Annotated in this window: 22 protein-coding genes; 5 read left to right on the top strand and 17 right to left on the bottom strand. The window is 32.6% G+C overall.

Features of this window, described 5'->3' with window-relative positions; translation table 11 throughout:
• Positions 1-10: 10 nt before the first annotated feature.
• Genes LPB87_RS00820 through LPB87_RS00780 form a run of 9 tightly spaced genes read right to left on the bottom strand, consistent with a single transcriptional unit; the run spans position 11 to position 9,516 of the window.
• Positions 11-1,309, bottom strand: a complete 1,299-nt coding sequence (locus tag LPB87_RS00820) for an FtsW/RodA/SpoVE family cell cycle protein (RefSeq protein WP_129540967.1) — start codon at positions 1,307-1,309, stop codon at positions 11-13.
• A gap of 45 nt (positions 1,310-1,354) precedes the next feature.
• Positions 1,355-1,720 carry a four helix bundle protein gene (locus LPB87_RS00815; protein ID WP_129540966.1) on the bottom strand — a complete coding sequence of 122 codons (366 nt, stop codon included), beginning with the start codon at positions 1,718-1,720 and terminating at the stop codon, positions 1,355-1,357.
• A gap of 47 nt (positions 1,721-1,767) precedes the next feature.
• Positions 1,768-3,099: a UDP-N-acetylmuramoyl-L-alanine--D-glutamate ligase gene (murD, locus tag LPB87_RS00810; RefSeq protein WP_129540965.1), complete on the bottom strand. Its 1,332-nt coding sequence runs from the start codon at positions 3,097-3,099 to the stop codon at positions 1,768-1,770.
• Between the two features lies 1 nt (position 3,100).
• Entirely contained in the window at positions 3,101-4,333 is a 1,233-nt protein-coding gene (gene mraY / locus LPB87_RS00805; protein ID WP_129540964.1) for a phospho-N-acetylmuramoyl-pentapeptide-transferase, read from the bottom strand.
• A gap of 10 nt (positions 4,334-4,343) precedes the next feature.
• Positions 4,344-5,807 carry a UDP-N-acetylmuramoyl-L-alanyl-D-glutamate--2,6-diaminopimelate ligase gene (locus tag LPB87_RS00800; protein WP_230604419.1) on the bottom strand — a complete coding sequence of 488 codons (1,464 nt, stop codon included), beginning with the start codon at positions 5,805-5,807 and terminating at the stop codon, positions 4,344-4,346.
• Entirely contained in the window at positions 5,804-7,804 is a 2,001-nt protein-coding gene (locus LPB87_RS00795) for a penicillin-binding protein (protein WP_129540962.1), read from the bottom strand. Before LPB87_RS00795 ends, LPB87_RS00800 begins: the two co-directional genes overlap by 4 nt.
• A complete protein-coding gene (locus LPB87_RS00790; protein ID WP_129540961.1) occupies positions 7,795-8,142 on the bottom strand; it encodes an FtsL-like putative cell division protein in 348 nt (115 codons plus the stop codon). Before LPB87_RS00790 ends, LPB87_RS00795 begins: the two co-directional genes overlap by 10 nt.
• Before the next feature lie 17 nt (positions 8,143-8,159).
• Entirely contained in the window at positions 8,160-9,068 is a 909-nt protein-coding gene (gene rsmH / locus LPB87_RS00785; RefSeq protein ID WP_207209612.1) for a 16S rRNA (cytosine(1402)-N(4))-methyltransferase RsmH, read from the bottom strand.
• Complete coding sequence (locus LPB87_RS00780; protein ID WP_230604417.1) at positions 9,043-9,516, bottom strand: division/cell wall cluster transcriptional repressor MraZ; 474 nt, start codon at positions 9,514-9,516, stop codon at positions 9,043-9,045. Before LPB87_RS00780 ends, rsmH begins: the two co-directional genes overlap by 26 nt.
• Positions 9,517-9,893: 377 nt before the next feature.
• On the opposite strand from LPB87_RS00780, the gene LPB87_RS00775 reads away from it, so the two are divergent.
• Both LPB87_RS00775 and yihA read left to right on the top strand, forming a co-directional pair.
• Positions 9,894-10,658, top strand: coding sequence for an alpha/beta hydrolase (locus tag LPB87_RS00775; protein ID WP_129540958.1), 765 nt, complete (start codon positions 9,894-9,896; stop codon positions 10,656-10,658).
• Between the two features lie 43 nt (positions 10,659-10,701).
• The gene (yihA, locus tag LPB87_RS00770; RefSeq protein ID WP_129540957.1) at positions 10,702-11,322 is read left to right on the top strand and encodes a ribosome biogenesis GTP-binding protein YihA/YsxC; all 621 of its coding nucleotides are present in this window, start codon (positions 10,702-10,704) and stop codon (positions 11,320-11,322) included.
• Positions 11,323-11,390: 68 nt separating this feature from the next.
• On the opposite strand, the gene gldC is transcribed toward yihA, so the two are convergent.
• A complete protein-coding gene (gldC, locus tag LPB87_RS00765) occupies positions 11,391-11,732 on the bottom strand; it encodes a gliding motility protein GldC (RefSeq protein WP_129540956.1) in 342 nt (113 codons plus the stop codon).
• Entirely contained in the window at positions 11,732-12,688 is a 957-nt protein-coding gene (gene gldB, locus LPB87_RS00760) for a gliding motility lipoprotein GldB (protein ID WP_129540955.1), read from the bottom strand. Before gldB ends, gldC begins: the two co-directional genes overlap by 1 nt.
• 100 nt (positions 12,689-12,788) lie before the next feature.
• Between gldB and nadE the strand changes: the two genes are divergently transcribed.
• Entirely contained in the window at positions 12,789-13,595 is an 807-nt protein-coding gene (gene nadE, locus LPB87_RS00755; RefSeq protein WP_129540954.1) for an NAD(+) synthase, read from the top strand.
• Positions 13,596-13,688: 93 nt separating this feature from the next.
• Positions 13,689-14,318 (top strand): response regulator transcription factor, encoded by a 630-nt coding sequence (locus LPB87_RS00750; RefSeq protein ID WP_035618090.1) that lies wholly within the window; start codon positions 13,689-13,691, stop codon positions 14,316-14,318.
• Here LPB87_RS00750 and dnaG read toward each other — a convergent pair.
• The 5 genes from dnaG to LPB87_RS00725 all read right to left on the bottom strand — a co-directional run bounded on the left by dnaG (position 14,315) and on the right by LPB87_RS00725 (position 20,099).
• On the bottom strand, positions 14,315-16,384 hold the full coding sequence (gene dnaG, locus LPB87_RS00745) for a DNA primase (RefSeq protein WP_230604415.1): 2,070 nt from the start codon (positions 16,382-16,384) through the stop codon (positions 14,315-14,317). The genes LPB87_RS00750 and dnaG overlap by 4 nt on opposite strands.
• Positions 16,385-16,511: 127 nt before the next feature.
• Positions 16,512-17,549: a hypothetical protein gene (locus tag LPB87_RS00740; protein WP_129540953.1), complete on the bottom strand. Its 1,038-nt coding sequence runs from the start codon at positions 17,547-17,549 to the stop codon at positions 16,512-16,514.
• Between the two features lie 66 nt (positions 17,550-17,615).
• A complete protein-coding gene (locus LPB87_RS00735) occupies positions 17,616-18,338 on the bottom strand; it encodes a hypothetical protein (RefSeq protein ID WP_230604413.1) in 723 nt (240 codons plus the stop codon).
• Entirely contained in the window at positions 18,325-18,885 is a 561-nt protein-coding gene (locus tag LPB87_RS00730; RefSeq protein WP_230604411.1) for an RNA polymerase sigma factor, read from the bottom strand. Before LPB87_RS00730 ends, LPB87_RS00735 begins: the two co-directional genes overlap by 14 nt.
• 236 nt (positions 18,886-19,121) lie before the next feature.
• Positions 19,122-20,099 carry a polyprenyl synthetase family protein gene (locus tag LPB87_RS00725; RefSeq protein WP_129540950.1) on the bottom strand — a complete coding sequence of 326 codons (978 nt, stop codon included), beginning with the start codon at positions 20,097-20,099 and terminating at the stop codon, positions 19,122-19,124.
• 255 nt (positions 20,100-20,354) lie between these two features.
• On the opposite strand from LPB87_RS00725, the gene LPB87_RS00720 reads away from it, so the two are divergent.
• The gene (locus tag LPB87_RS00720; RefSeq protein WP_230604409.1) at positions 20,355-21,215 is read left to right on the top strand and encodes a hypothetical protein; all 861 of its coding nucleotides are present in this window, start codon (positions 20,355-20,357) and stop codon (positions 21,213-21,215) included.
• A gap of 82 nt (positions 21,216-21,297) precedes the next feature.
• On the opposite strand, the gene rlmN is transcribed toward LPB87_RS00720, so the two are convergent.
• Positions 21,298-22,347, bottom strand: a complete 1,050-nt coding sequence (rlmN, locus tag LPB87_RS00715) for a 23S rRNA (adenine(2503)-C(2))-methyltransferase RlmN (protein WP_230604407.1) — start codon at positions 22,345-22,347, stop codon at positions 21,298-21,300.
• Positions 22,348-22,616: the final 269 nt, after the last annotated feature.

Here is a 22,616-nt window from a genome sequence, read left to right as displayed (position 1 = left end):
TTAACTCCAATCATTTCATCACCGCATCCATTGGATTCTTAGCATTGTCCTCGATTGAATATCCTCCAGCTTCTTCATGCTCTAATTCACTCTCTTCTTCTAATCGTCTATCGATTAATCGCTGAAGCACTTCTTCTCTTTTCTCCTTCTCTTTTAGCTCTTCTTCTATTTCTTCGTCTTTTTTAGTAACACTAATAATGATTCCAAGCGCAAAACAAGTCATCCAAATTGAACTACCTCCACTACTAATAAGCGGCAAGGTTTGTCCTGTTACTGGCAACAATTCGACTGCTACAGCCATATTAATCATCGCCTGAAATATCATCGGAAAACCGAGCCCGACGACGACTAACTTCCCAAATAGCGTATTGGCTTTATGTGATGCGATTACAAATCTAAACATCAGCAATAAATACAAGCCTAATATTGTAAGTCCACCAATCAACCCGTATTCTTCAACAATAATTGCGTAAATAAAATCGGAAGATGATTGTGGCAAAAAGTTCTTCTGAACACTTTTTCCTGGTCCTAAACCCCCTAATTTTCCAGAAGCAATAGCAATTTTTGCTTTTTCTATCTGATAATCATCTTCATCTGGTTTATCGGTTGTAAAATTCTCGATTCGACTTCCCCATGTTCCTACCCTGCTAAAAAAGCGAGATTCTGGAAAAGCTTTAGCCAAGAGAAGAAAAAACAAAAACATAACTACCCCTGAACCAATAATTAATCCGATATATTTTAAAGGATATTTACCTATAAAAGTTAGCATCAATACCATCGAAAAGATTAGCGCTGTTGTCGAAAAATTCGCTGGCAAAATAAGCATCAACGTAATAAAAACAGGCATCCAAAGCTGCATTAACGAAGTTTGGAAAGGTTCGTCTTCATCTCTGGTCTTTGATAAATATCGAGCCACAAAAATAAATAACACCATCGATGCCAATGTAGATGTCTGGAATGTGATTCCGATAAACGGAACCTGGATCCAACGACTTGCATTCGCTCCAGCAATAACAGTTCCTTTTAAAAGCGTGTACGCTAATAATATCCAAACCACCGGTAAAGCAACTTTTGAGATTGCTCTAAAATAATGGTACGGCACCTTGTGTACACAGTAAATAATTACGAACCCTATACAAATATGAGCTAAATGTTTTACCAAATATCCCAACGTATTCCCAGTTCCATGACCTATGTAGGCCAAATTACTACTCGCACTAAAAACAGGCATAAACGAAAACAAAGCCAATAAAGCCACGAATGACCATATTACTCTATCTCCTTTTAATTTGTTTACTAGTTCTTTCATTTTAATTTTAGATTTATGAATTTAGATTTTTATAAATTCTTAATTCTAGCTCATTACACTAATTCTATTATTCACTGCCTTTAAACTATTCACTAAAATAGCAGTTAACTCATTTCCTTCCTTCCAAATTGTTTCTAATTCAGATATGCCAATCCATTTTTTTTCTGCTATAATTTCGATCCAAAATAAAGTTTCATCAGCTTTCTCTAAAACAATCTCCATTTTTGATGCAAATTCTTCATCGCTTTTTGATCTACAAACCGCTCTATAATCTGCTCCTACCGAAGTACCGCTTTTAATAATTTGACTTGCAATTATTTCACTTGAACCAAAATTTGGTAATTTCTCTGCCAAATTTATCACCATCAAAGAAAACTTCTTTGTTCTTACTTTCATTCCGTCTGTCGTCATCTCTATAAAAATATTTTTTGATTAAAGCTTAAACCTTAGCCCGTTAACTATAAATTATGTACTGCTTGTTTAAATTGTTTTCCTCTGTCTTCGTAGTTTTCAAATAAATCAAAACTTGCACAAGCTGGAGACAATAAAACTGCATCACCTTTCTCAGTTAAACGTTGCGCTGTTTTAACAGCATCAGCCATATTATTAACTTCAACCATAATATCAACTACATTACCAAAAGCATCGATTATTTTTCGGTTATCAACACCAAGACAAATAATAGCTTTTACTTTTTCACGAACCAATGACATCAATTCGTTGTAATCATTTCCTTTATCAACTCCACCAACTATCCAAACTGTTGGTGCATTCATACTATCTAATGCAAAAAATGTAGCATTTACATTTGTTGCTTTTGAATCATTGATATATTGTACGTTCTGAATTTTCAGAACTTTTTCTAAGCGGTGCTCAACACCTTGAAAATTAGATAAACTCTCACGAATTGTTGCATTTCTTATTTGCATCAATTTAGCTACTGAACTTGCTGCCATTGCGTTTTTCAAATTATGTTTTCCTTCTAAAGCAATGTACTCAGTATCCATTGTAAACTCTTCTTGGTTAATCTTAATTTCCATTTTGTTGTTTTTTATAAATGCTCCTTCATCGAATTCTTTCGTCAATGAAAAAGGAATTAGTTTTGCTTTTGTTGTATTATTTTTAAGCCATTCGGCTGATGCTTCATCATCGCCATCATAAATTAAATAATCACTTTCTGTTTGATTCATTGTTACTCGAAACTTCGAGTTAATGTAATTCTCATACTTATAATCATATCTATCTAAATGGTCTGGACTAATATTGGTTATGATAGCAATATCTGGCCTGTAATCTATGATCCCATCCAATTGAAAACTGCTCAATTCTAATACATAAAAATCGAATTTATTTTCGGCTACCTGCCATGCAAAACTCTTTCCGATATTTCCTCCAAGCCCTACGTTTAATCCTGCTGACTTTAGCAAATGATAGGTTAACATTGTTGTCGTTGTCTTACCATTACTTCCTGTAATACCAACTGTTAAGGCTTCGGTGAAAGGCTTCGCAAACTCAATTTCGGAGATTACTTTAATTTTCTTTTCTATAAGCTTCTTTACTATTGGTGACTTTTCAGGAATACCAGGACTCTTCATTACTACATCGGCATTTAAGATCAAGTCTTCAGTATGCTTACCTTCTTCCCAGGCAATTCCGTTAATAATAAGAACTTCTTTATAACTCTCGTTTATCTTTCCGTAATCAGAAACAAAAACATCATATCCTTTCTTTTTCCCAAGAATAGCAGTACCAACACCACTTTCTCCCCCACCTAAAACAACTAACCTCATATTATCTTAGTTTTAATGTTACAATAGACAATATGGCTAACATGATTGCAACAATCCAAAATCGTGTTACAATTTTACTTTCATGATACCCTTTTTTCTGGTAATGATGATGAAGTGGTGACATCAGGAAAACCCTTCGTCCTTCACCAAATCGTTTTTTTGTATACTTAAAATAAGCCACCTGAATAATTACCGAAGCACTTTCTGCTAAGAAAATACCACAGAATAAAACAATCAGCATTTCTTTACGAACTGCAATTGCCAAAACAGCTATGATTCCTCCTATTGTTAAACTTCCCGTATCTCCCATAAAAACAGATGCTGGATAAGAATTATACCAGAGAAATCCAATTAATGCTCCTACAAAGGCGGAGATAAAAACGGTCATCTCACCCGAATTGGGTATATACATTATATTGAGGTAATTCGAGAAAATAATATTTCCAGATAGAAACGTAAATATCCCCAGCGCAAGGACAGACACTGCCGAAGTTCCTGCAGCAAGACCATCGATTCCATCGGTTAAATTAGCTCCATTAGAAACTGCTGTAATAATAAAAATCACAACTGGTATAAAAATTAACCATGCCCATTTTTCATACCCTTCACCTGTCCAAGCTAGTAACTCGGCATAATCAAACTCATTATTTTTAAAAAAGGGAATTGTTGTTACAGTAGATTTTTCTTCTACTAATGCCGGAACAATAACACTAGTTGTCGATTGTACTCTATATACTTCACTAGTCCCAATGTCTGTTCTTACTGTAACATTTGGACTAAAATAAAGCACTGAGCCTACAATTAAACCCAAACCTACTTGACCTATAACCTTAAAAATTCCTTTAAGTCCTTGTTTATCTTTTTTGAAAATCTTAATATAATCATCAACAAAACCAATTACCCCCATCCAAAGCGTGGTCACAATTAGCAATACGATATAAATATTTTGCAGTTTAGCAAACAACAAAACAGGCACAAGGGTAGCAAATATGATAATTAAACCTCCCATTGTTGGTGTACCGGCTTTTTCATTTTGACCTGCAAGTCCAAGCTCACGAACGGTTTCACCAACTTGTTGATTTCTTAGGAAATTGATAATTCTCTTTCCGTAGATTGTTGATAAAAGCAACGAAAGCAAGAAAGCTAAAGCTGATCTAAAAGTAATGTACTGAAAAACTCCTGTTCCTGGCACATCTAATGTTTTGTCTAAATATTCAAATAAATAGTATAGCATATATCTGGTTTTATTTGTTTAGTTGTGCTAAAATTTCCTTTACAATCTGCATATCATCAAAATCATGACGTACGCCATTTACTTCTTGATACGTTTCATGTCCTTTACCTGCTATTAAAATAATATCGTTGGGCTGTGCCAATTGACAAGCTGTTTTTATTGCTTGTTTTCTATCTGTAATTGCCAATGTTTTTTTATAATTTTGTGGTTCAACACCTTTTTCCATCTCACTAATTATAGTTTCAGGATCTTCATTTCTAGGATTATCAGATGTAAATATTGCTTTATCGCTTAACTCTGATCCAATTTGTGCCATAATAGGGCGCTTGGTTTTATCTCTATTTCCACCACAACCTACAACTGTAATTAATTGCTCATTTTTAGTACGAATATCATTTATGGTTTTCAATACGTTTTCTAACGCATCTGGCGTATGTGCATAATCTACAATTGCTGTGATATTAGAATCTGATACAATAAATTGAAAACGCCCAGAAACACTTTCTAAATCTGATAATAAACGTAACGCTTCAAGACTATCAATCCCTAACTCAATAGCCGTTCCGTAGATAGCTAATAGATTGTAGGCATTAAATGTTCCTATTAATTTTACCCAAACTTCATTATCATTAATTTTTAATAATAATCCTGATAATTGATTTTCTAAAATTTGCGCTTTATAATCAGCATACGATTTTAAAGCATAAGTACGTTTTCTAGCAACTGTATTTTGCAACATTACTGGCCCATTTTTATCATCGATATTTGATAATGCAAATGCTGTTTTTGGTAATGAATCAAAAAAAGATTTTTTCACATCTCTGTACTCAGCAAAAGTTGGATGATAATCCAAATGATCATGAGATAAATTTGTAAAAATTCCACCTACAAAATGCAAGGCTTCAGTACGTTTTTGATGAATTCCGTGTGAACTAACTTCCATAAAACAATACGTAACTCCAGCTTCAATCATTTCATTTAAATAATGATTAATTGTAATAGAATCTGGTGTTGTATGCGTTGCTTTATATTCTGTCTCGTCGACTAATATCTTTACAGTAGATAACAATCCTACTTTAAATCCTGCTTTTTTAAATAATTGGTACAACAATGAAGCAATTGTGGTTTTACCATTTGTTCCTGTAATACCTACTAATTTTATTTTCTCTGATGGATTATCAAAGTAATTAGCAGCCATAAAAGCCAAAGCCGAATTAGTGTCTTTAACTTTAATATAAGTAACTTCTTTTACTAAAACTTCTGGCAATGTGTCACAAATAACAGCAGTTGCTCCAAGTTCAATAGCTTTCTGAATATAATCATGACCATCTGATAGTGTACCACGAATGGCAACAAAAACATCATTTGCTTCTATTTTTCTAGAATCAAAATCTATTTTATGAATAGCAATATCCGTTGAACCCGTCACCGATTCAATAGCTACTTTGTATAATATGTCTTTTAATATATTCACGATAATTCTAATACTATAGTTGTGTTTTTAGCTATATTTTCTCCCGCCTGAAGCGATTGTTTTTTCACTTTTCCTATTCCAACAGCTTTCACTTTAAGCCCTAAATTTTCGAGTAAGGCAATTGCATCCATACCCGACATCCCTTTTACATCTGGGATAGATTGCTTTTTCTGCACCTGAGTATAGTAAGCGTTATAATTATTTTCTTGTTTAGAAATCTTAGCATCCAATGTTTTTATTTCATTTGTAGATGGTGCATCAGTAAAAATCTTTTGAGCGATTCTTTTAAAAACTGGACCAGCAACATCGGCTCCATAATAATTATTACGTGAGGTGTTTGGCTTATGTACTACTACAATACACGAATACTTAGGATGATCGGCCGGAAAATACCCAACAAAAGAGGAAGCATAATACATCCCTGCTCTACCTGCATTTCCATAATTTACCATAGCCGTCCCTGTTTTTCCTGCCATAGAAAAATCTTTAGAATATAACTTAGATCCAGTCCCCCTTTTTACTACATTTTCTAAAACTGCTTTTAGCTTATTAATCGTTGCTGGCGAACATATTTTAGGATTTAAAACTTCAACATCGAATTTCTTAATAGTTCTGTTCCATTCTTTTATTTCCGAAACAAACTGTGGCTTAACCATTACACCATTATTCGCAACCGAATTATAATAAGTCAAAGTTTGTAATGGCGTTACTAAAACATTATATCCAAAAGCCATCCATGGTAAAGTAACTCCCGACCAATGTTTATCTCCAGGCTGTGGAATATAAGGCTTTCCTTCTCCTTCAAAAGGCAATCCCAAAGTCTTATTTAATCCATACCCATTAATATGATTTACATATCTAGACGGGTTGTTTTTATAATTATTATACACCGCCTGAACCATAACAGTATTAGATGACAATTCAAAACCTCTTGCCAATGATACTTTACCGTAACCACCTTTACGAGAGTCACGAACTACTCTTCCGTAATAACGAACTTCTCCACCATTACTATCGAAAACTGTACTGGTATCAGCTACTTTATCTTCTAAAAGCGTCATTAAATCAACCAATTTAAAAGTTGACCCCGGCTCATGCGATTCGGCTATAGCATAATTTGTTGTTTCATAATAAGAACCATCATCAGCTCTCCCTAAATTAGAGATTGCTTTAATATGTCCCGTTTTTGTTTCCATTACCACTACACAACCATGATCTGCCTCATAATCTTCTAATTGCTTGAGCAAGGCATGATGTGCAATATCTTGAATAAAAACATCTATAGTCGATATTACATCATATCCGTCTTGAGGATCTACTTCATTTACATCACGAATAGGTTTCCATTGGCCTTTTGCAATTTTTTGTTTTAGGATTTTACCATCTTTCCCGTTCAAATAATTTCTAAACGCCCATTCGATTCCTTTCCCCGTTGACTCTCCATTAACACCACCTTTGTCATAACCGATAGTACGTTCAGCAATTTTTCCGATAGGATGTTCTCTCACCGTTTCCTGCTCAATGATAATACCTCCTTTATAAGGTCCTAATTTAAACAACGGAAACCCTTTTATTTTCATGTAATCCGTATAACTCAATTTACGAGCTATTAAGAAATACCTGTTTTTATTGGCTCTTGCTTTTCTTAATTCATTTTGATAATAACCACTAGGTCTTCCTAAGACTATCGACAGTGAATCTGCAAGTAATTTTACATTCTTTTCAAAGGCTTCTGTTTTAGGAGCTACAGCATCAAATCGAATTTCGTAATTAGGAATAGAGGTTGCCAAAAGGCTTCCGTCTGCCGAATAAATATTCCCTTTATTTGCGGGAATAACAAAGTTTTTTACCGTACGTTGCTTCGCTAATTTTCGATAATAATCTCCTTCAACCCACTGAATATTAGTTAACTTTACGACAATACCAATTGCCATCAAGAAAATGAAGGCTGCTACCAGATAAACTCTGTAGGATATATTTTTGTCGTCTACTGCCATATGCGTTTAAAAAAGCTTTTTTCTTTTTCTTTCTTTACTTCAATTTTAATTGGAGGAACTGTCGATGGATAAATTTCTTTGGCAAGCATTTTTTCCGATACTGTCGACTCCATTTTTAACTTCATCAATTCCGATCTCCTGTCTACAAACTCTGATCGCAATTCCTTTACTTCATTATTCAATTTTGCAATTTCAAAAACTTTTTGTTCGTATCGTTGTGTATTTGCAATCATAATTATTGCCAGCAGAATTATAAAAACGATAAAACGCCAATTCTTCACAGCGTCATCATTAATAAGAAATCTTGCTTTTAATATGTCAAATACTCCGTTTTTCATTATACCTTATTATAGTACTATATTTTTTCAGCAATTCTTAGCTTGGCACTTCTAGCTCTGTTATTTATTTTAATCTCTGCGTCATCCGGAACTATTAGCTTTCCGATAGTTTTAAATGGAACTGAAAAATTTCCATAAAAATCACGTTCTGGCTCTCCTTCAAACATTCCGTTTTTGATAAAACGTTTTACCAATCTATCTTCTAATGAGTGGTATGAAATAACACTTAATCTTCCGCCTGGGTTTAATATCTCTAACGATTGCTCGATAAATTCTTTCAATACATCCATTTCTTGATTTACCTCGATGCGTATTGCCTGATAAATCTGAGCTAGTATTTTATTACGAACTCTTTCAGGTAAATATTTTGCCAAAACTTCTTTCAATTCATCGGTAGTCTTGATAATCTTATTTTCTCTAGCCTCTACAATTGTTCTTGCCAAAACAGGAGCATTTTTCAATTCTCCATAATCTAGAAAAACTCTTCTCAAATCTTGTTCGTCGTATTCATTTACTACACGATACGCATTCAAATCATTCTTCTGACTCATTCGCATATCCAGCTCGGCATCAAAACGGGTAGAGAAACCTCTTTCGGCAACATCAAACTGATGCGATGAAACACCTAAATCTGCCAAAATTCCATCTACTCCTCTTACACCATGAAAACGCAAGAATCTTTTAATAAACCTAAAATTTTCATTTATCAAAGTAAACCTCTCATCTGGCAAAGCATTTGCCAAAGCATCTTCATCTTGATCAAAAGCAAATAATTTTCCGTTTGGTCCTAGCCTGTTTAAAATCTCTTTTGAATGTCCCCCACCACCAAACGTCACATCTACATAAATGCCGTCAGGCTTAATATTCAAGCCATCTACTGTTGGATGAAGCAAAACCGGATTATGATATTCCATTGTCGTCGTCATTTATATTTCCCATTACTTCTTCGGCTAAATCTGCAAAATCCATATCTTCGCCGCTAATTGATTTTTCGTATAACTCTTTATCCCATATTTCAACAATATTCACCGCAGATGAAAACACTACGTCTTTCGAAATACCAGAAAATACCATCAGATCCTTCGGAACTAATAAACGTCCTAATGTATCAATCTCAACAATCTTAACTCCAGCGGTAAACCTTCTGATAAAATCATTGTTTTTCTTTACAAAACGATTCAGTTTATTAATTTTCTGCATCATCAAATCCCATTCTTCCATCGGATACAACTCCAGACATGTCTGAAATACGGAACGCTTCAAAACAAATCCGTTTTGAAGTGAGGTAGCCAACTGCTTTTTCAAGGGAGCAGGCATTAGCAGCCTCCCTTTAGCATCAACCTTACACTCATATGTTCCTACAATTGTGTTCAAAAAAAAGTATGGTTATGTTATACAGCAAAAATATAAAAAATATTACCACAATTTACCACTATATACCACTTTGTTGATAAGTTTAACCACTTTTACCCAAAAACTCTTAAATTATGCACAGTCAGATCGTTAGCTATTTGAAAAATTAGCTGTAAGAATGATTCTACATAACAAAAAATGAAATAAGCATATTGAAAAATTTCAGCCTTTTTTTGGCAATTTTGATGAGAAAAAAGAAAAAAATTAAAACATCTAGCAACTGATTTTTAGCTATTTATTTCATCTACTAAAATTATCTAGTTAAAAAATGTTTTCAAGAATCCATATTTATGTATTAAACCCTATATTTGTCCAAATTGAAATCGGTATTTAGTTAGATGGATAAACATTACAAAAAAGAAGGCAGATACAGCTATTATGAAGCTGGAGAAGGGACACCTATTGTTATATTACATGGCCTCATGGGAGGACTTAGTAACTTCGATGCCGTAGCCGAATATTTTTCAAATAGAGGGTACAAAATAGTAATCCCCGATTTACCGATATACACACAAAGCATCTTAAAAACTAACGTAAAAAGCTTTGCCAAATACGTTAAAGACTTTATCACATTCAAAGGATTTGATAAAGTCATTTTACTAGGAAATTCGTTAGGTGGCCATATTGCACTATATCACACAAAATTATATCCAGAGAAAGTAATTGGACTTGTAATAACAGGTAGTTCAGGACTCTATGAAAGCGCAATGGGTGATAGTTATCCTAAAAGAGGAGATTACGAATACATAAGAAGAAAAGCTGAAGATGTATTTTATGATCCAAAGATTGCAACTCCGGAGCTTATTGATGAAGTTTATGCTTCTGTAAATGATCGCATAAAATTAATAAAGACACTTACCATTGCAAAAAGCGCCATTCGTCATAACATGGCAAAAGATTTACCAAAAATGCAAGTTGAAACTTGTATCATCTGGGGTAAAAATGATAAAGTAACTCCACCGGACGTAGCCGAAGAGTTTAACAAATTACTTCCCAACTCTTCTTTATATTGGATTGACAAATGTGGACATGCTGCCATGATGGAACACCCAGAAGAGTTTAATAAAATCCTTGAAGAATGGTTGAAAAAAACCAATTTATAATAAACACTTTCGAATTTGAGGAGGTTTTAGAAATAGTATAGATATGAAAATAAATACCGCCGAATTTATAATCAGTAATTCAGATGTTAGCAAATGTCCTAAGGACTTCTTGCCTGAATATGCTTTTATAGGAAGATCAAACGTAGGAAAGTCTTCTTTGATCAACATGTTGACCAATCATAAAAACTTAGCAAAAACTTCTGGTCGTCCTGGAAAAACACAATTGATAAATCATTTCCTGATTAACAACAATTGGTTCCTTGTCGACTTACCAGGGTATGGTTATGCTAAAGTTTCTAAAAAAACAAAATCTGTTTTCCAACAATTCATCACCGATTACTTTGAAACGCGCGAACAATTAGTTTGTGCCTTTGTATTAATCGATATTCGTCATGAAGCCCAAGCTATCGATATTGAATTTATGTCATATATGGGTGAAAGCGAAATTCCGTTTTGCATTATTTTTACGAAAGCCGATAAAATAAGTAAAACAAAAATTGATTCTCATATCGCTGCTTACAAAAAGAAAATGTTTGCCAATAACTGGGCCGAAATGCCTCATTATTTTGTAACATCAGCAACGGAATCTATTGGTAAAGATGCTGTTCTAGATTACATTGACGGAGTAAACCAAGAGGTATTTAAAAACAATAGCCAATTTTAAATATTCTCTTTTCAGAGATAAAAAAAATCCCAAAATTAAAAATTTCGGGATTTTTTTGTTTGTACTACTTATGACTTTTTCAATTCTAATTTCTCTGCAAAATAATCACAGAAATCTTTCATTGTATCTGACATTTTCTCATCGTCTGTAGCGCGCTTAAACGTATCTGCCATTGCTACTAAAGTTTGATGAAAGAAAATTTTCATTTCATCTACCGGCATATCTTTTGTCCATAAATCAATACGCATAGTTTCCTGCACTTTACTATCCCAAATAGAAAGCATAATTGCTTTTGCATCTTGAGCTTCGACTCCTCCATCTTTTGCAGACCATTTTAATTTTTCTGGTACTCGATTCTCATCTAACTCTATAAGGAATTTAATTTCTGAGGTTTGTTTATTATCTGACATTACTTCTTAGGTTTATATTTTGACTTTTCAAAAATTTCTTTTGCGTTGGTTTTTAACAATTCTTCTATTGACACATCGTTGTTCTTCATATACGAACGTACAATTTGCCATCCAATCCAGGTTCCAACGCGTCCTGGTGATTCGTTATCTATTTCGAGGTAAAACTTAGAAAATGGTGCTGTATTTATAAATCGTGATGTAAGTTTTGCATCATCACTATACAACATCTCTTTTTCTATAAAATAGCGCCACATATAGCCTTCATTTTCCTCACACCATTTAATATGTTCTGGTGTATATCCTATTTTATCCGCATCGGTATAATCAGGCAAAAGTAAATCTTTTAAATACAATTGCTTTCCATAATACACCATTTTGCTTATCAAATTCTTATCTGTGATTGGCGAAATTTTCTTTAGCGAGAAACTAGAAACTACATCTGGCATAATTTGCTTCTCTTCAAAATTCTCCTTTATATAATTCGGAAATTGATAAAACTTATGTTCTTTCCCTAAATACAATTCAAGTGCAACAATAACCAAACTATCCGCATAAATCGCTTTATTATTATAATCCATTTCGGATATTATAGTAATTACTTTCGGTGTTTTTGTTTTAGGAAAATAATACTCTATATGCTGAAACAAACTATTGAATTCTTTACGAACTGGCTCAAAGTCTCCATACTTCTTCTGAACTTCAGCATACAACTCTCTCCAAAGCGGGTTTTGCATTTTTTCTAACCATACCGAGTCATCATTACCTGCTGGAAAGAAAAAAGGGTATTCTTTTTTTATTTTAGCTAAATCTTTGGGCTGGGTCTCAAAAAACACTTTATCAAAACGCTCCACTTTAATATCTACTGGAATTTCTTCTACTGCTTTTTCAATTTTGCTTTTTTTATCACATGACAAAAAAAAGACACATAGAGCGATAGCAAACCGATATATTTTCATTTTATTTTAATTAAGTTTGTGTTGCAAATTCTATTAAGTAATGACTACTTAAATATAATTGTGCAAATATACATTCCTGTATTTTAAAACTTAAACTATTATGGCTAAAAAAAGCACTATTCAAACAGAAAAAGTAAATACCTACATTGTAGAGTGGTTAAAAGATTATGCCACCAATGCTAAAGTGAATGGTTTTATTATAGGAATTTCTGGTGGTGTCGACTCTGCTGTAACCTCAACATTATGTGCTCAAACTGGATTAAAACTTTTATGTGTAGAAATGCCTATACACCAAGCTCCAAATCAAGTTTCCAGAGGAAAAGAACATATTGATCAATTAAAAAAACGCTTCCCAAATGTTTCCAATATAGAAACGGATTTAACAAGTACATTTGAAGCTTTTAAAGCGGCAACTCCTGATGATGCCGATATTGCAAAGGTTAATCTATCATTAGCCAACACTCGTGCTCGCTTGCGCATGACTAGCCTATACTATTTAGCAGGCATTTACGGTTTATTAGTTGTTGGAACAGGAAACAAAGTTGAAGATTTTGGAGTAGGTTTTTATACAAAATACGGAGATGGTGGCGTAGATTTGAGTCCAATTGCCGATTTAATGAAATCTGATGTGTACGCTTTAGGGGAATTTCTTAAAATTCCGGACTCAATTTTAACAGCTGCCCCTACTGATGGTTTATTTGGAGATGACAGAACTGATGAAGATCAATTGGGTGCAAGTTACGATGAATTAGAATGGGCAATGTTAGCAGATGAGCTAGGAAAATCAGCTACTGACTTCACAGGAAGAGAAAAAATTGTTTTCGAAATATACAAGAAATTAAACACAGCCAACCAGCACAAAATGAACCCTATACCCGTGTGTTCTTTACCTAAAAAGTTAAAATAATCATTTTTATGTTGATTTGCAATAAATTACAGAATTTATTTATTAATTTTACAATTCCAAAAAAAAATGAACAATTCTTAAAAAGGTAAAACTATGATTAAAGTATGTTTAGCAGACAACCACCCTGTGACGCACTTTGGCGTTAAGTCGTATTTTAAAGACCATGATGATATTTCAATCGTGGCAAATGTAGGTAACTTTACGATGGTAAAAGACATTCTTCAAACTAAAGACATTGATATTCTTATCCTAGATTTAGAATTAGAAGGTCTTGCAAGTATTTTTGAAGTGAAGTCTATTCTTAAAAATTTTCCTAAAACGAAAATTATCATCTTCAGTAATCTTTCTGAACAAATGTATGCTCCAAATGCCATAAAAGCTGGTGTTTCTGGTTACATTCACAAAACAGAAAAATTGGAAACTCTGGGGATTTCGATTATCAAAGTACACGAAGGGAAAATTATCATCAATGAAACCGTACGTAAAAACATGGCATTGATTGCAAAACAAAGCAAAAGTGAACGTTTATACCGAAAACTATCAAACAGAGAAATTGAGGTATTACGCTACTTAAGCGATGGTAAGAAAAACAATGAGATTTCTAAAATTTTAAATCTTAACGAAAAAACAATTAGTACTTACAAATTAAGGTTACTAACGAAATTAAACGTTACTAATTTAGTTGACTTAGTTAATAAAGCTAAGACATTAGAAATTATTTAAGTATGGTAACGAGACATCACTCTTCCTAATTTTCTTGAAAAAGAATTAATTAATTTTGAGTAGTCCATAACCATCATCAAAAGCTCCATATTATCTTCCTTAGGGTCTGATACTATGGAGCTTTTTAGTTCTTCAATGATCTTATCCACCAAAAACCAACGCATTGACATAATGGTTTCAGTAACATATTGGCTTATTGTTTCTGATTTCCCTTTGGTAAAAATATTCTGTCCTTCCCAATCATGAAGACTCACTTTTTCATCTTCCATTAAAATATCTGTTACCTCCTGAGCAAAATCAGGCTCTAAACGCATCAAATATTGCTCTAGATTAAACTTTTCATTCTGAAGATAAAAGTCAGTTAGATTTTTAAAAATAGCTCTAAACAATTCATTCGATAATTCTACCTCATCCTCTTGCAAACTCAAGTAGATTCTTTGATATACTTTATATTCTTTTTTTTCAGTAACAAGTTCAATCTCTCCTTCATCATTTGTTTTCATGAAGACGTCTTCAAACACTTCTACTTTATCTCCATAAAGCAATAAGATCTCAATAACTTTTCGTTCTAAATCATATAAAATATCAACTTTTTCTGCCTGTTGTGGTTCAAAATACCCTGGTTCTCCTGGATAATCCTCAGGTGGTCCGTTTCTTGGATCTTCTGGATCTCCTCCTGAATACCCTGTATTTTGAGGTTTTTGGTTTCTATAAACTTCAAAAGGTTTATGTTCCTGCTTTTGCTTTTTACTAACCTCTGCAATATCTTTCTGAATCAGCTGTGCCAAAGTACTCACAAGCACCTGCTCTGAAATATCCATAATTCGTGCACATTCCTGAACATAAACCTCACGCTGAATTCTATCTGGAATTTTAGAAATACTCGTAACCATATCCCGAATCAAATCGGCTTTCTTTATAGGGTCATTTTTAGCCTCATCCATTAATAACGAAGCCTTAAACTGAATGAAGTCTTTAGCATTCTCCTCTAAGTATTTAACTAAATCTTCATATGAAGTTTTTCTAGCAAAACTGTCTGGATCATCACCATCAGGAAAAGTACACACTCTTACATTCATCCCTTCTTCAAGAATCAAATCGATTCCTCGAATAGAAGCTCGTAATCCTGCAGCATCTCCATCAAAAAGCACAGTGATATTTTTTGTCAACCTGTTTACCAATCGAATTTGATCAGGTGTCAATGCCGTTCCCGAAGAAGCAACAACATTTTCTATTCCTGCTTGATTAAACTGGATTACATCGGTATATCCTTCCACTAAAAAACAGTTATCTTGTTTTGCAATAGATTGCTTAGCTTGAAAAATACCATATAATACTTTACTCTTATGGTAAAGATCACTCTCGGGTGAGTTTAAATATTTTGCTGCTTTTTTATCATTCGTAAGGATTCTACCTCCAAAACCTAAAACACGTCCCGACATACTTTGTATCGGAAACATAACCCTTCCTTTAAATCTATCAAATGGACGATCCTCTTTTGGAATTGTCAATCCGGTACTTTGCAAGAACTCTAATTTATACCCTTGCCCAAGTGCTTCTTTAGTAAAAGCGTCCCAAGTTTCAGGAGAATATCCTAATTCGAATTTTTTAATTGTCTCGTTAGTAAAACCTCTTTCTTTAAAATATGAATACCCTATTGCCTGGCCTTCATCTGTATTTAAAAGAACATTATGAAAATATTTTTTGGCAAATTCTGATACTAGATACATGCTCTCACGAACATCAGTTATGGCTTTTTCTGCCTCTGATTGCTCTGTTTCTTCAATCTCAATATTATATTTTCTAGCCAAATAACGAATGGCTTCAGGATAAGTAAATTGGGAATGTTCCATAAGAAACTTAACTGAATTCCCTCCTTTTCCAGTACTAAAATCTTTCCAAATTCCTTTTACTGGCGATACCATAAACGACGGAGATCGCTCATCTGAGAATGGACTCAAACCCTTAAAATTACTTCCTGCTCGTTTTAAATTAACAAAATCGCCAATTACCTCCTCTACTCGAGCAGTTTCAAAAACGGTGTCTATGGTATTTTGTGAAATCAAAACGTATTTATTTTTTAAAGATTGAAGCCTGTAAAATTACACAAATCAAACTTCATATTTGAATTATATGAAACAAAAAAAGCACTCCTTCCGAAGTGCTTCATTACTAAAAAACTAACTCAATTTATTAATTTAAATCAAAACGCAATCCTAATGAAACATTGTTTTGCTTAATTTCATTATCAGCAAATAAAGGATTCAAATCATATTTTAAATACAAACTCATCTCTCTATACCCCACATATGTACTTAATCCGTAAATGAAATTATTTACGTTATAATCGCCTTTAGAAATTACTTTATCCTTTATATCGTCTTGATCGTATTTCAGAATTTGTTTTGACTTAACATTGATTCCTGCATAACCTCCAATTCCAAAACGGAAGCTTTTATGTGTTCTAAAATAGGTTTTCCCGTTATCTGTCTTACTTCCAGAAAAATCAAATTCTAAATGTAGTGGCACCACTAAATAAACATTTCTAAAACGAGATTCATCTAAATTTACCGGATTAACTTCTAAAACTGTTTGCTTTCCATCTACCACAAAATTACGATTCTCAGTAGGTCGAAGATTATTATACATCAATGACAATCCATATTTAGCATGCAATAAATTATGATCTTTCAAGATTCTTGAATTAAATGTAAAACCCCATTCGTAAAAATGCGATCCCATAAATTTATAATCTGAGTTTTTTAAGCTACCATCTGTTACCAAATTATTTAATCCGGTTGCAAAAACAAATTGCGATGTAGTTCTTTTTTCTCTACAAATCGAATCTTTCTCTTTTCCACATCTATTGAATTTAAAACTAATCTTATACGTTTTTGTAGAATCTTTTTCTTTTATTTTTCCATCTACTTTTTGTTGTACTAAATCATTTAATTCATTTTGAGCAACTGTAACTTTTTGTTCGATTATAATTGCTCTTGCTTCTGCTAATTGCTTTTTCTTTTTATCTGCCTCTTCTTTTGTAATTTTCCCTTCTGAAAGTTGCACATTCACAACTTCAACTTCTTCCTTAAGAGCTGCTTTTTCTTCCTTAGTTACTTTCTCTATATTATTAGCAATCAGTTTCGCTCTCGATTCGAATGTTTCCTGACCTATCATTTTACTAACAAACAAAAATAAGATTAGGACTAAGTAAATGGTAAAATTTCTCATGATGATTTTTTTTAAGATTGATTGATGATGATTTTTAATTTAAATGATTTTAATACATACCGAAGCTTATTCTTCCACATTTCTGTTTGCTAAAGCTACTTTAACAGTTTGGTAATTTTTATTAACTTTATTAATTACTTTTTCTCTAAATGAAAGTTCTAACTCCCCATCGACTTGTGAGAGTAAATCGTTAGCATTTATCTTCACTTTGTTTTTTTGCTGAACTCCTTTATCCATTGCTAATGTTTTTTCTGCTGAAATTAACAATTGATCAACTGTTGCATTTTTTGAATTATCTGCGATTGCTGTTTGATTGATTTTTGATTCTGTTTTTTGATTGTTTTTCCAATTCTCTTTATTGGATTCTTTGATGATTGAATACTCCGCTACTTGATTGTGATTTGCTTTATTATACTTTTCTTTTTTTTCTTCAAATACTTTCTCTGTTTCTTTTAGCACAACTGCCTCAGTATTTAAAGATTTTAAAATTATTTTGTCGTGATTACTATTAACTGTCGCTACAGAATCTATTGGTTGCTCCTCTTTAGTAACTACAGTATTGTTTAAATCTTTATTAGAGATCTCTTTTTGACTCAAATAAACCGTACCTATCAATAAAAAACCTATAAAACCTGCAGCAACATACATCCAACTATATTTTTGCTTTGGTTTAGCTTCTTCAGCAACATTCAACATCGCATCCAATCGATCCCAAGCCTTATCACTTGGATTAATCTCTCTTGCATTTAGTTTTTCACGAAACTCTTTTTCTAACTTATTCGGTTCCATTTTCTTGTCTTTTTAATGTAATTATTTGCTTTTGCAGCATTTTACGGGCATGCGATAATTGTGATTTTGATGTTCCTTCATTAATGCCTAACATTGTCGCAATTTCGTTATGCTTATACCCTTCGATAGCATATAAATTAAAAACCATCTTATAGCCATCTGGCAACCCATCTATTAAAAACTGAATTTGATCTGTTGATAATTGACTTTCAATACCATTAAAGCTTTCTTCGGTATAATTCTCATCTTCTACAAACTTTATTTTTTTTTGAACTCGTAAATACGAAATACATTCATTAACCATTATTCTTCGAATCCATCCTTCAAAACTTCCTTTATTTTCAAATTTTTTAAGATTCGTAAAAACTTTCATAAATGAGGTAATCATTACATCTTCGGCTAATTGAACATCTTTAATATACTGTCGGCAAACACTTAGCATTTTTGAAGAAAACTTACTGTATATAAGCTGTTGTGCCTGTCGATTATTATCGATTGCCAACTGAATAATTTCAGTTTCTTCTTGATGTAAATGGATTACTTTCATAAAAACGTAATAGAAATTTCAAAAAAAATGATTCGGTAAAAATTAACTCAAATAATACTATTATAAATGTCTGCTTAAAATCAAACCGACTTCTATTAGCATAGACGCTTTACGATTAAAAAAGGTTGCATGAGGACGAAAAAAAATAACGCTTAAAATATTCAGCAATCAAAAAAACACAATTAAACAACTAAAATACAGCTATTTAAAACACAAAAAAGTATGCAAATTATTTATTATTTTTTTCTTTCGATAACGTAGTTCACCATCAAAGTCAAGGCTGCTTTGAAATCTGAATCTGAATAATTATTAAGTAAAGCGAGTGCTTCTTGCTGAAATTCTACCATTTTATTTTCGGCGTAAGCCAAACCATTGTTATCTTTTACAAAAGCAATAACTTCTTTTACTCGCTTTTTGTCTTTATTATGGTTTTTGATAGAATTTATAAGCCAGCTTTTTTCTTTTGAAGTACAATTGTTCAGAACATGAATTAAAGGCAAAGTCATTTTTTGTTCTTTAATATCTATTCCTGTAGGTTTACCAATAGCTTCTTCGCTATAATCGAATAAGTCATCTTTTATCTGAAAAGCCATTCCTATAAGCTCTCCAAATTTTCGCATGTTCTCTACTTGAACTTCATCTTCAATAACCGATTTTGCGCCAAGTGCACAACAAGCTGCAATAAGTGTTGCTGTCTTTTTTCGGATGATTTCGTAATAAACATCCTCAGTAATATCAAGCCTTCTGGCTTTTTCTATTTGAAGTAATTCGCCTTCGCTCATTTCACGAACGGCAACAGATATTATTTTAAGTAAATCAAAATCACCATTATCTATAGAAAGTAATAATCCTTTAGAGAGTAAATAATCTCCAACCAAAACTGCTATTTTATTTTTCCAAAGTGCATTGATCGAGAAAAACCCACGACGGCGGTTACTATCATCAACAACATCATCATGAACCAAAGTTGCAGTATGAATTAATTCTATAACTGATGCTCCTCGATAAGTACGCTCGTTCACAATTCCCTCTGACACCATTTTTGCTGTCAAGAAAACAAACATAGGACGCATTTGTTTTCCTTTTCTATTTACAATATAATAGGTAATTCTGTTGAGCAAAGCCACCTTTGAAGTCATCGATTCATGGAACTTTTTTTCAAAAAGTTCCATCTCGCTAAAGATGGGCTGTTTTATTTGAGAAGTAATATTCATTTCGATTCCAAATATACTATTTTAAATAAAAAAACGTTGTGTATTTTATAGAAGTATATCAACATTTAGAACTTTTTATACACTATCTACATTCAAGTGAACCTTATTTACTCGAAAGCTCAATATTAGCTTAAGTCTAATTGTCTCGTTACTATTTTATTCTCCCCTTCATAAAATAGCATTAACTCAATAATCTACAATATAATCTCCACTCTAATTTAATTCATTAATTACAAGAAATCTAAATTACTTATTATGAAAACAAAGATTTTATTATTGGGAGTCATTGCAACTTTTTCGTTTTTTATTAGTTGTAATTCAGATGAAACAAGACAAGATGTTTCTTCGAAAACTATTTCAAACGATGAAATAGCTACAAATTCAAAAATTGATGCATCAATTGATGATGTTTCAAATATTGCAGAAGACCAATTTGGTGCACAACAAAATAGTTCAAGAAAAGCAACTGGTACTATTAAAAGCTTTTTACCCGAATGTGCCATCATCACAACTGTATTAACAAATAATACATGGACAAGAACTATCGATTTTGGTACTGAAGGTTGTGCGTTATCTAACGGAAATATACTGAAAGGAAAAATTATCATTTCGTTTACAAATGATTTCTCTAGTTCTGAACATACTATTGCGTACAGTTTTGAAAATTTTTACCATAATAGCAATAAAATCGATGGTAGCAAAAGTATAATCCTCACACAAAAAGCAACTGATTTATTAGCAACTGTCCATCCTGTATCTACTTCAACTATAGATATGACAATTACATTTGGAGATGGAAAAATTTACAAAAGAACTGGTACTTTAACAAAAGAAATGACTGCTGGTTTTGATACCTGGTCTAATTGGGATGATAATATTTTTATTATTACTGGAACTGGAGAAACTACATTCCCTAATGGCGATAAAATTTCGACCGAAATCATACTCCCATTAGAGTTTTCTATGGCTTGCAAAAAAACATTCCCTCTAAAAGGCTCTATCTCTATTACCAAAAATGAAGCTAAGGCTTTAATTGATTTTGGAAATGGTACATGCGATGACCTTGCAATTGTTACAAGAGATGGTGTTTCAGAAGAAATTCATTTAAAAAAATAACAACTCTTTTTATCAAAAGAAAAGCATTAAAAACGAGTAATAATCCCGTCTTTAATGCTTTTAATTTTATATTTAAATTTATTTAAGCTTCAGCTTCTTTATTTGCTAATTGCCCACATGCTGCATCAATATCCTTTCCTCTGCTTCGACGTACTTTTACTACAACTCCAATATTTTCAAGTGCTTTTATGTATGCATTAATTGATTCTTCTGAAGCTTGTTGAAACTCTCCGTCATCAATTGGATTATATTCGATTAAATTAACTTTACATGGCACGTATTTACAAAACTTCACCAAAGCATCAACCGATGCTTTGTCATCGTTAATTCCTTTCCATACTACATACTCGTACGAAACTTTACATTTAGTCTTTCTGTACCAATACTCTAATGACTCACGTAAATCAGCTAAAGGAAAATTTTTGCTAAAAGGCATAATTCGTGAACGAATTTCATCGATTGCCGAATGTAATGAAACTGCTAATTTGAATTTAACATCATCATCTGCCATTTTTTTAATCATTTTTGGTATCCCCGATGTTGATACCATAATACGTTTTGGCGACATTCCTAAACCTTCTGTAGAAGTTATCATATCAATAGCCTTCATAACATTGTTATAGTTCATAAGCGGTTCTCCCATACCCATAAAAACAATATTCGACAACGGATGATTATAATACAAACGACTCTCTTTATCTATAGCAATTACTTGATCGTAAATTTCAGCAGGTTCTAGATTACGCATTCTTTTTAATCTTGCCGTTGCACAAAAATTACAATCCAAGCTACATCCTACTTGACTAGATACACAAGCCGTAGTTCTTGTTTGAGTAGGAATTAAAACCGACTCTACAACTAATCCGTCATGTAATCGAACGGCATTCTTTACTGTACCATCACTACTGCGTTGCATTGTATCAACCTTAATATGATTGATAACAAAATTATCCTCAAGCATAGAACGTGTTGCTTTTGCAACATTCGTCATATCATCAAAACTATGTGCTCCTTTACTCCATAACCATTCATAAACTTGATTACCACGAAATGCTTTGTCATTATTTGTGACAAAAAATTCGCGTAATTCTTCTTTTGATAAGGCTCGTATGTCTTTTTTCTCCATTTGCATGCTGCAAATTTAATGACTTTTGTTGTTTTTTAATGTTTTTTAAATGCATTCTTGCTAAAAAGTACAATTTCATGAAATTTTTTTTATGAAAATTTCAATCGTTATATACCGTGCAAAAGCCTATAAACACTCACTTTTTGTCATTTAAACTAAAAAATATTTTTTAACTGAAATTCACATTTAAAATTTCGAATAAAAAATAAACAGACAGTTCTTACAATTAAACCACAACGAACTAACAAACACTATTTTACAAAACGACATTTTAT

It is taken from the genome of Flavobacterium sp. EDS (assembly GCF_020991525.1).
GTDB lineage: Bacteria > Bacteroidota > Bacteroidia > Flavobacteriales > Flavobacteriaceae > Flavobacterium.
The sequence above is the reverse complement of the archived record's forward strand: the minus strand, read 5'-3'. Positions and strand labels throughout refer to the sequence as shown.

What these genes read in the sequence shown, in the direction of transcription:
- rlmN (WP_230604407.1), bottom strand. Translation starts at nt 22,347, where the DNA reads ATGCAAATGGAGAAAAAAGACATACGAGCCTTATCAAAAGAAGAATTA.
- LPB87_RS00740 (WP_129540953.1), bottom strand. Translation starts at nt 17,549, where the DNA reads ATGAGAAATTTTACCATTTACTTAGTCCTAATCTTATTTTTGTTTGTT.
- LPB87_RS00790 (WP_129540961.1), bottom strand. Translation starts at nt 8,142, where the DNA reads ATGAAAAACGGAGTATTTGACATATTAAAAGCAAGATTTCTTATTAAT.
- LPB87_RS00820 (WP_129540967.1), bottom strand. Translation starts at nt 1,309, where the DNA reads ATGAAAGAACTAGTAAACAAATTAAAAGGAGATAGAGTAATATGGTCA.
- LPB87_RS00725 (WP_129540950.1), bottom strand. Translation starts at nt 20,099, where the DNA reads ATGAATATTACTTCTCAAATAAAACAGCCCATCTTTAGCGAGATGGAA.
- yihA (WP_129540957.1), top strand. Translation starts at nt 10,702, where the DNA reads ATGAAAATAAATACCGCCGAATTTATAATCAGTAATTCAGATGTTAGC.
- gldC (WP_129540956.1), bottom strand. Translation starts at nt 11,732, where the DNA reads ATGTCAGATAATAAACAAACCTCAGAAATTAAATTCCTTATAGAGTTA.
- LPB87_RS00750 (WP_035618090.1), top strand. Translation starts at nt 13,689, where the DNA reads ATGATTAAAGTATGTTTAGCAGACAACCACCCTGTGACGCACTTTGGC.
- LPB87_RS00775 (WP_129540958.1), top strand. Translation starts at nt 9,894, where the DNA reads ATGGATAAACATTACAAAAAAGAAGGCAGATACAGCTATTATGAAGCT.
- LPB87_RS00815 (WP_129540966.1), bottom strand. Translation starts at nt 1,720, where the DNA reads ATGACGACAGACGGAATGAAAGTAAGAACAAAGAAGTTTTCTTTGATG.
- rsmH (WP_207209612.1), bottom strand. Translation starts at nt 9,068, where the DNA reads ATGACGACGACAATGGAATATCATAATCCGGTTTTGCTTCATCCAACA.
- LPB87_RS00730 (WP_230604411.1), bottom strand. Translation starts at nt 18,885, where the DNA reads ATGAAAGTAATCCATTTACATCAAGAAGAAACTGAAATTATTCAGTTG.
- nadE (WP_129540954.1), top strand. Translation starts at nt 12,789, where the DNA reads ATGGCTAAAAAAAGCACTATTCAAACAGAAAAAGTAAATACCTACATT.
- gldB (WP_129540955.1), bottom strand. Translation starts at nt 12,688, where the DNA reads ATGAAAATATATCGGTTTGCTATCGCTCTATGTGTCTTTTTTTTGTCA.
- LPB87_RS00735 (WP_230604413.1), bottom strand. Translation starts at nt 18,338, where the DNA reads ATGGAACCGAATAAGTTAGAAAAAGAGTTTCGTGAAAAACTAAATGCA.
- mraY (WP_129540964.1), bottom strand. Translation starts at nt 4,333, where the DNA reads ATGCTATACTATTTATTTGAATATTTAGACAAAACATTAGATGTGCCA.
- murD (WP_129540965.1), bottom strand. Translation starts at nt 3,099, where the DNA reads ATGAGGTTAGTTGTTTTAGGTGGGGGAGAAAGTGGTGTTGGTACTGCT.
- LPB87_RS00720 (WP_230604409.1), top strand. Translation starts at nt 20,355, where the DNA reads ATGAAAACAAAGATTTTATTATTGGGAGTCATTGCAACTTTTTCGTTT.
- LPB87_RS00795 (WP_129540962.1), bottom strand. Translation starts at nt 7,804, where the DNA reads ATGGCAGTAGACGACAAAAATATATCCTACAGAGTTTATCTGGTAGCA.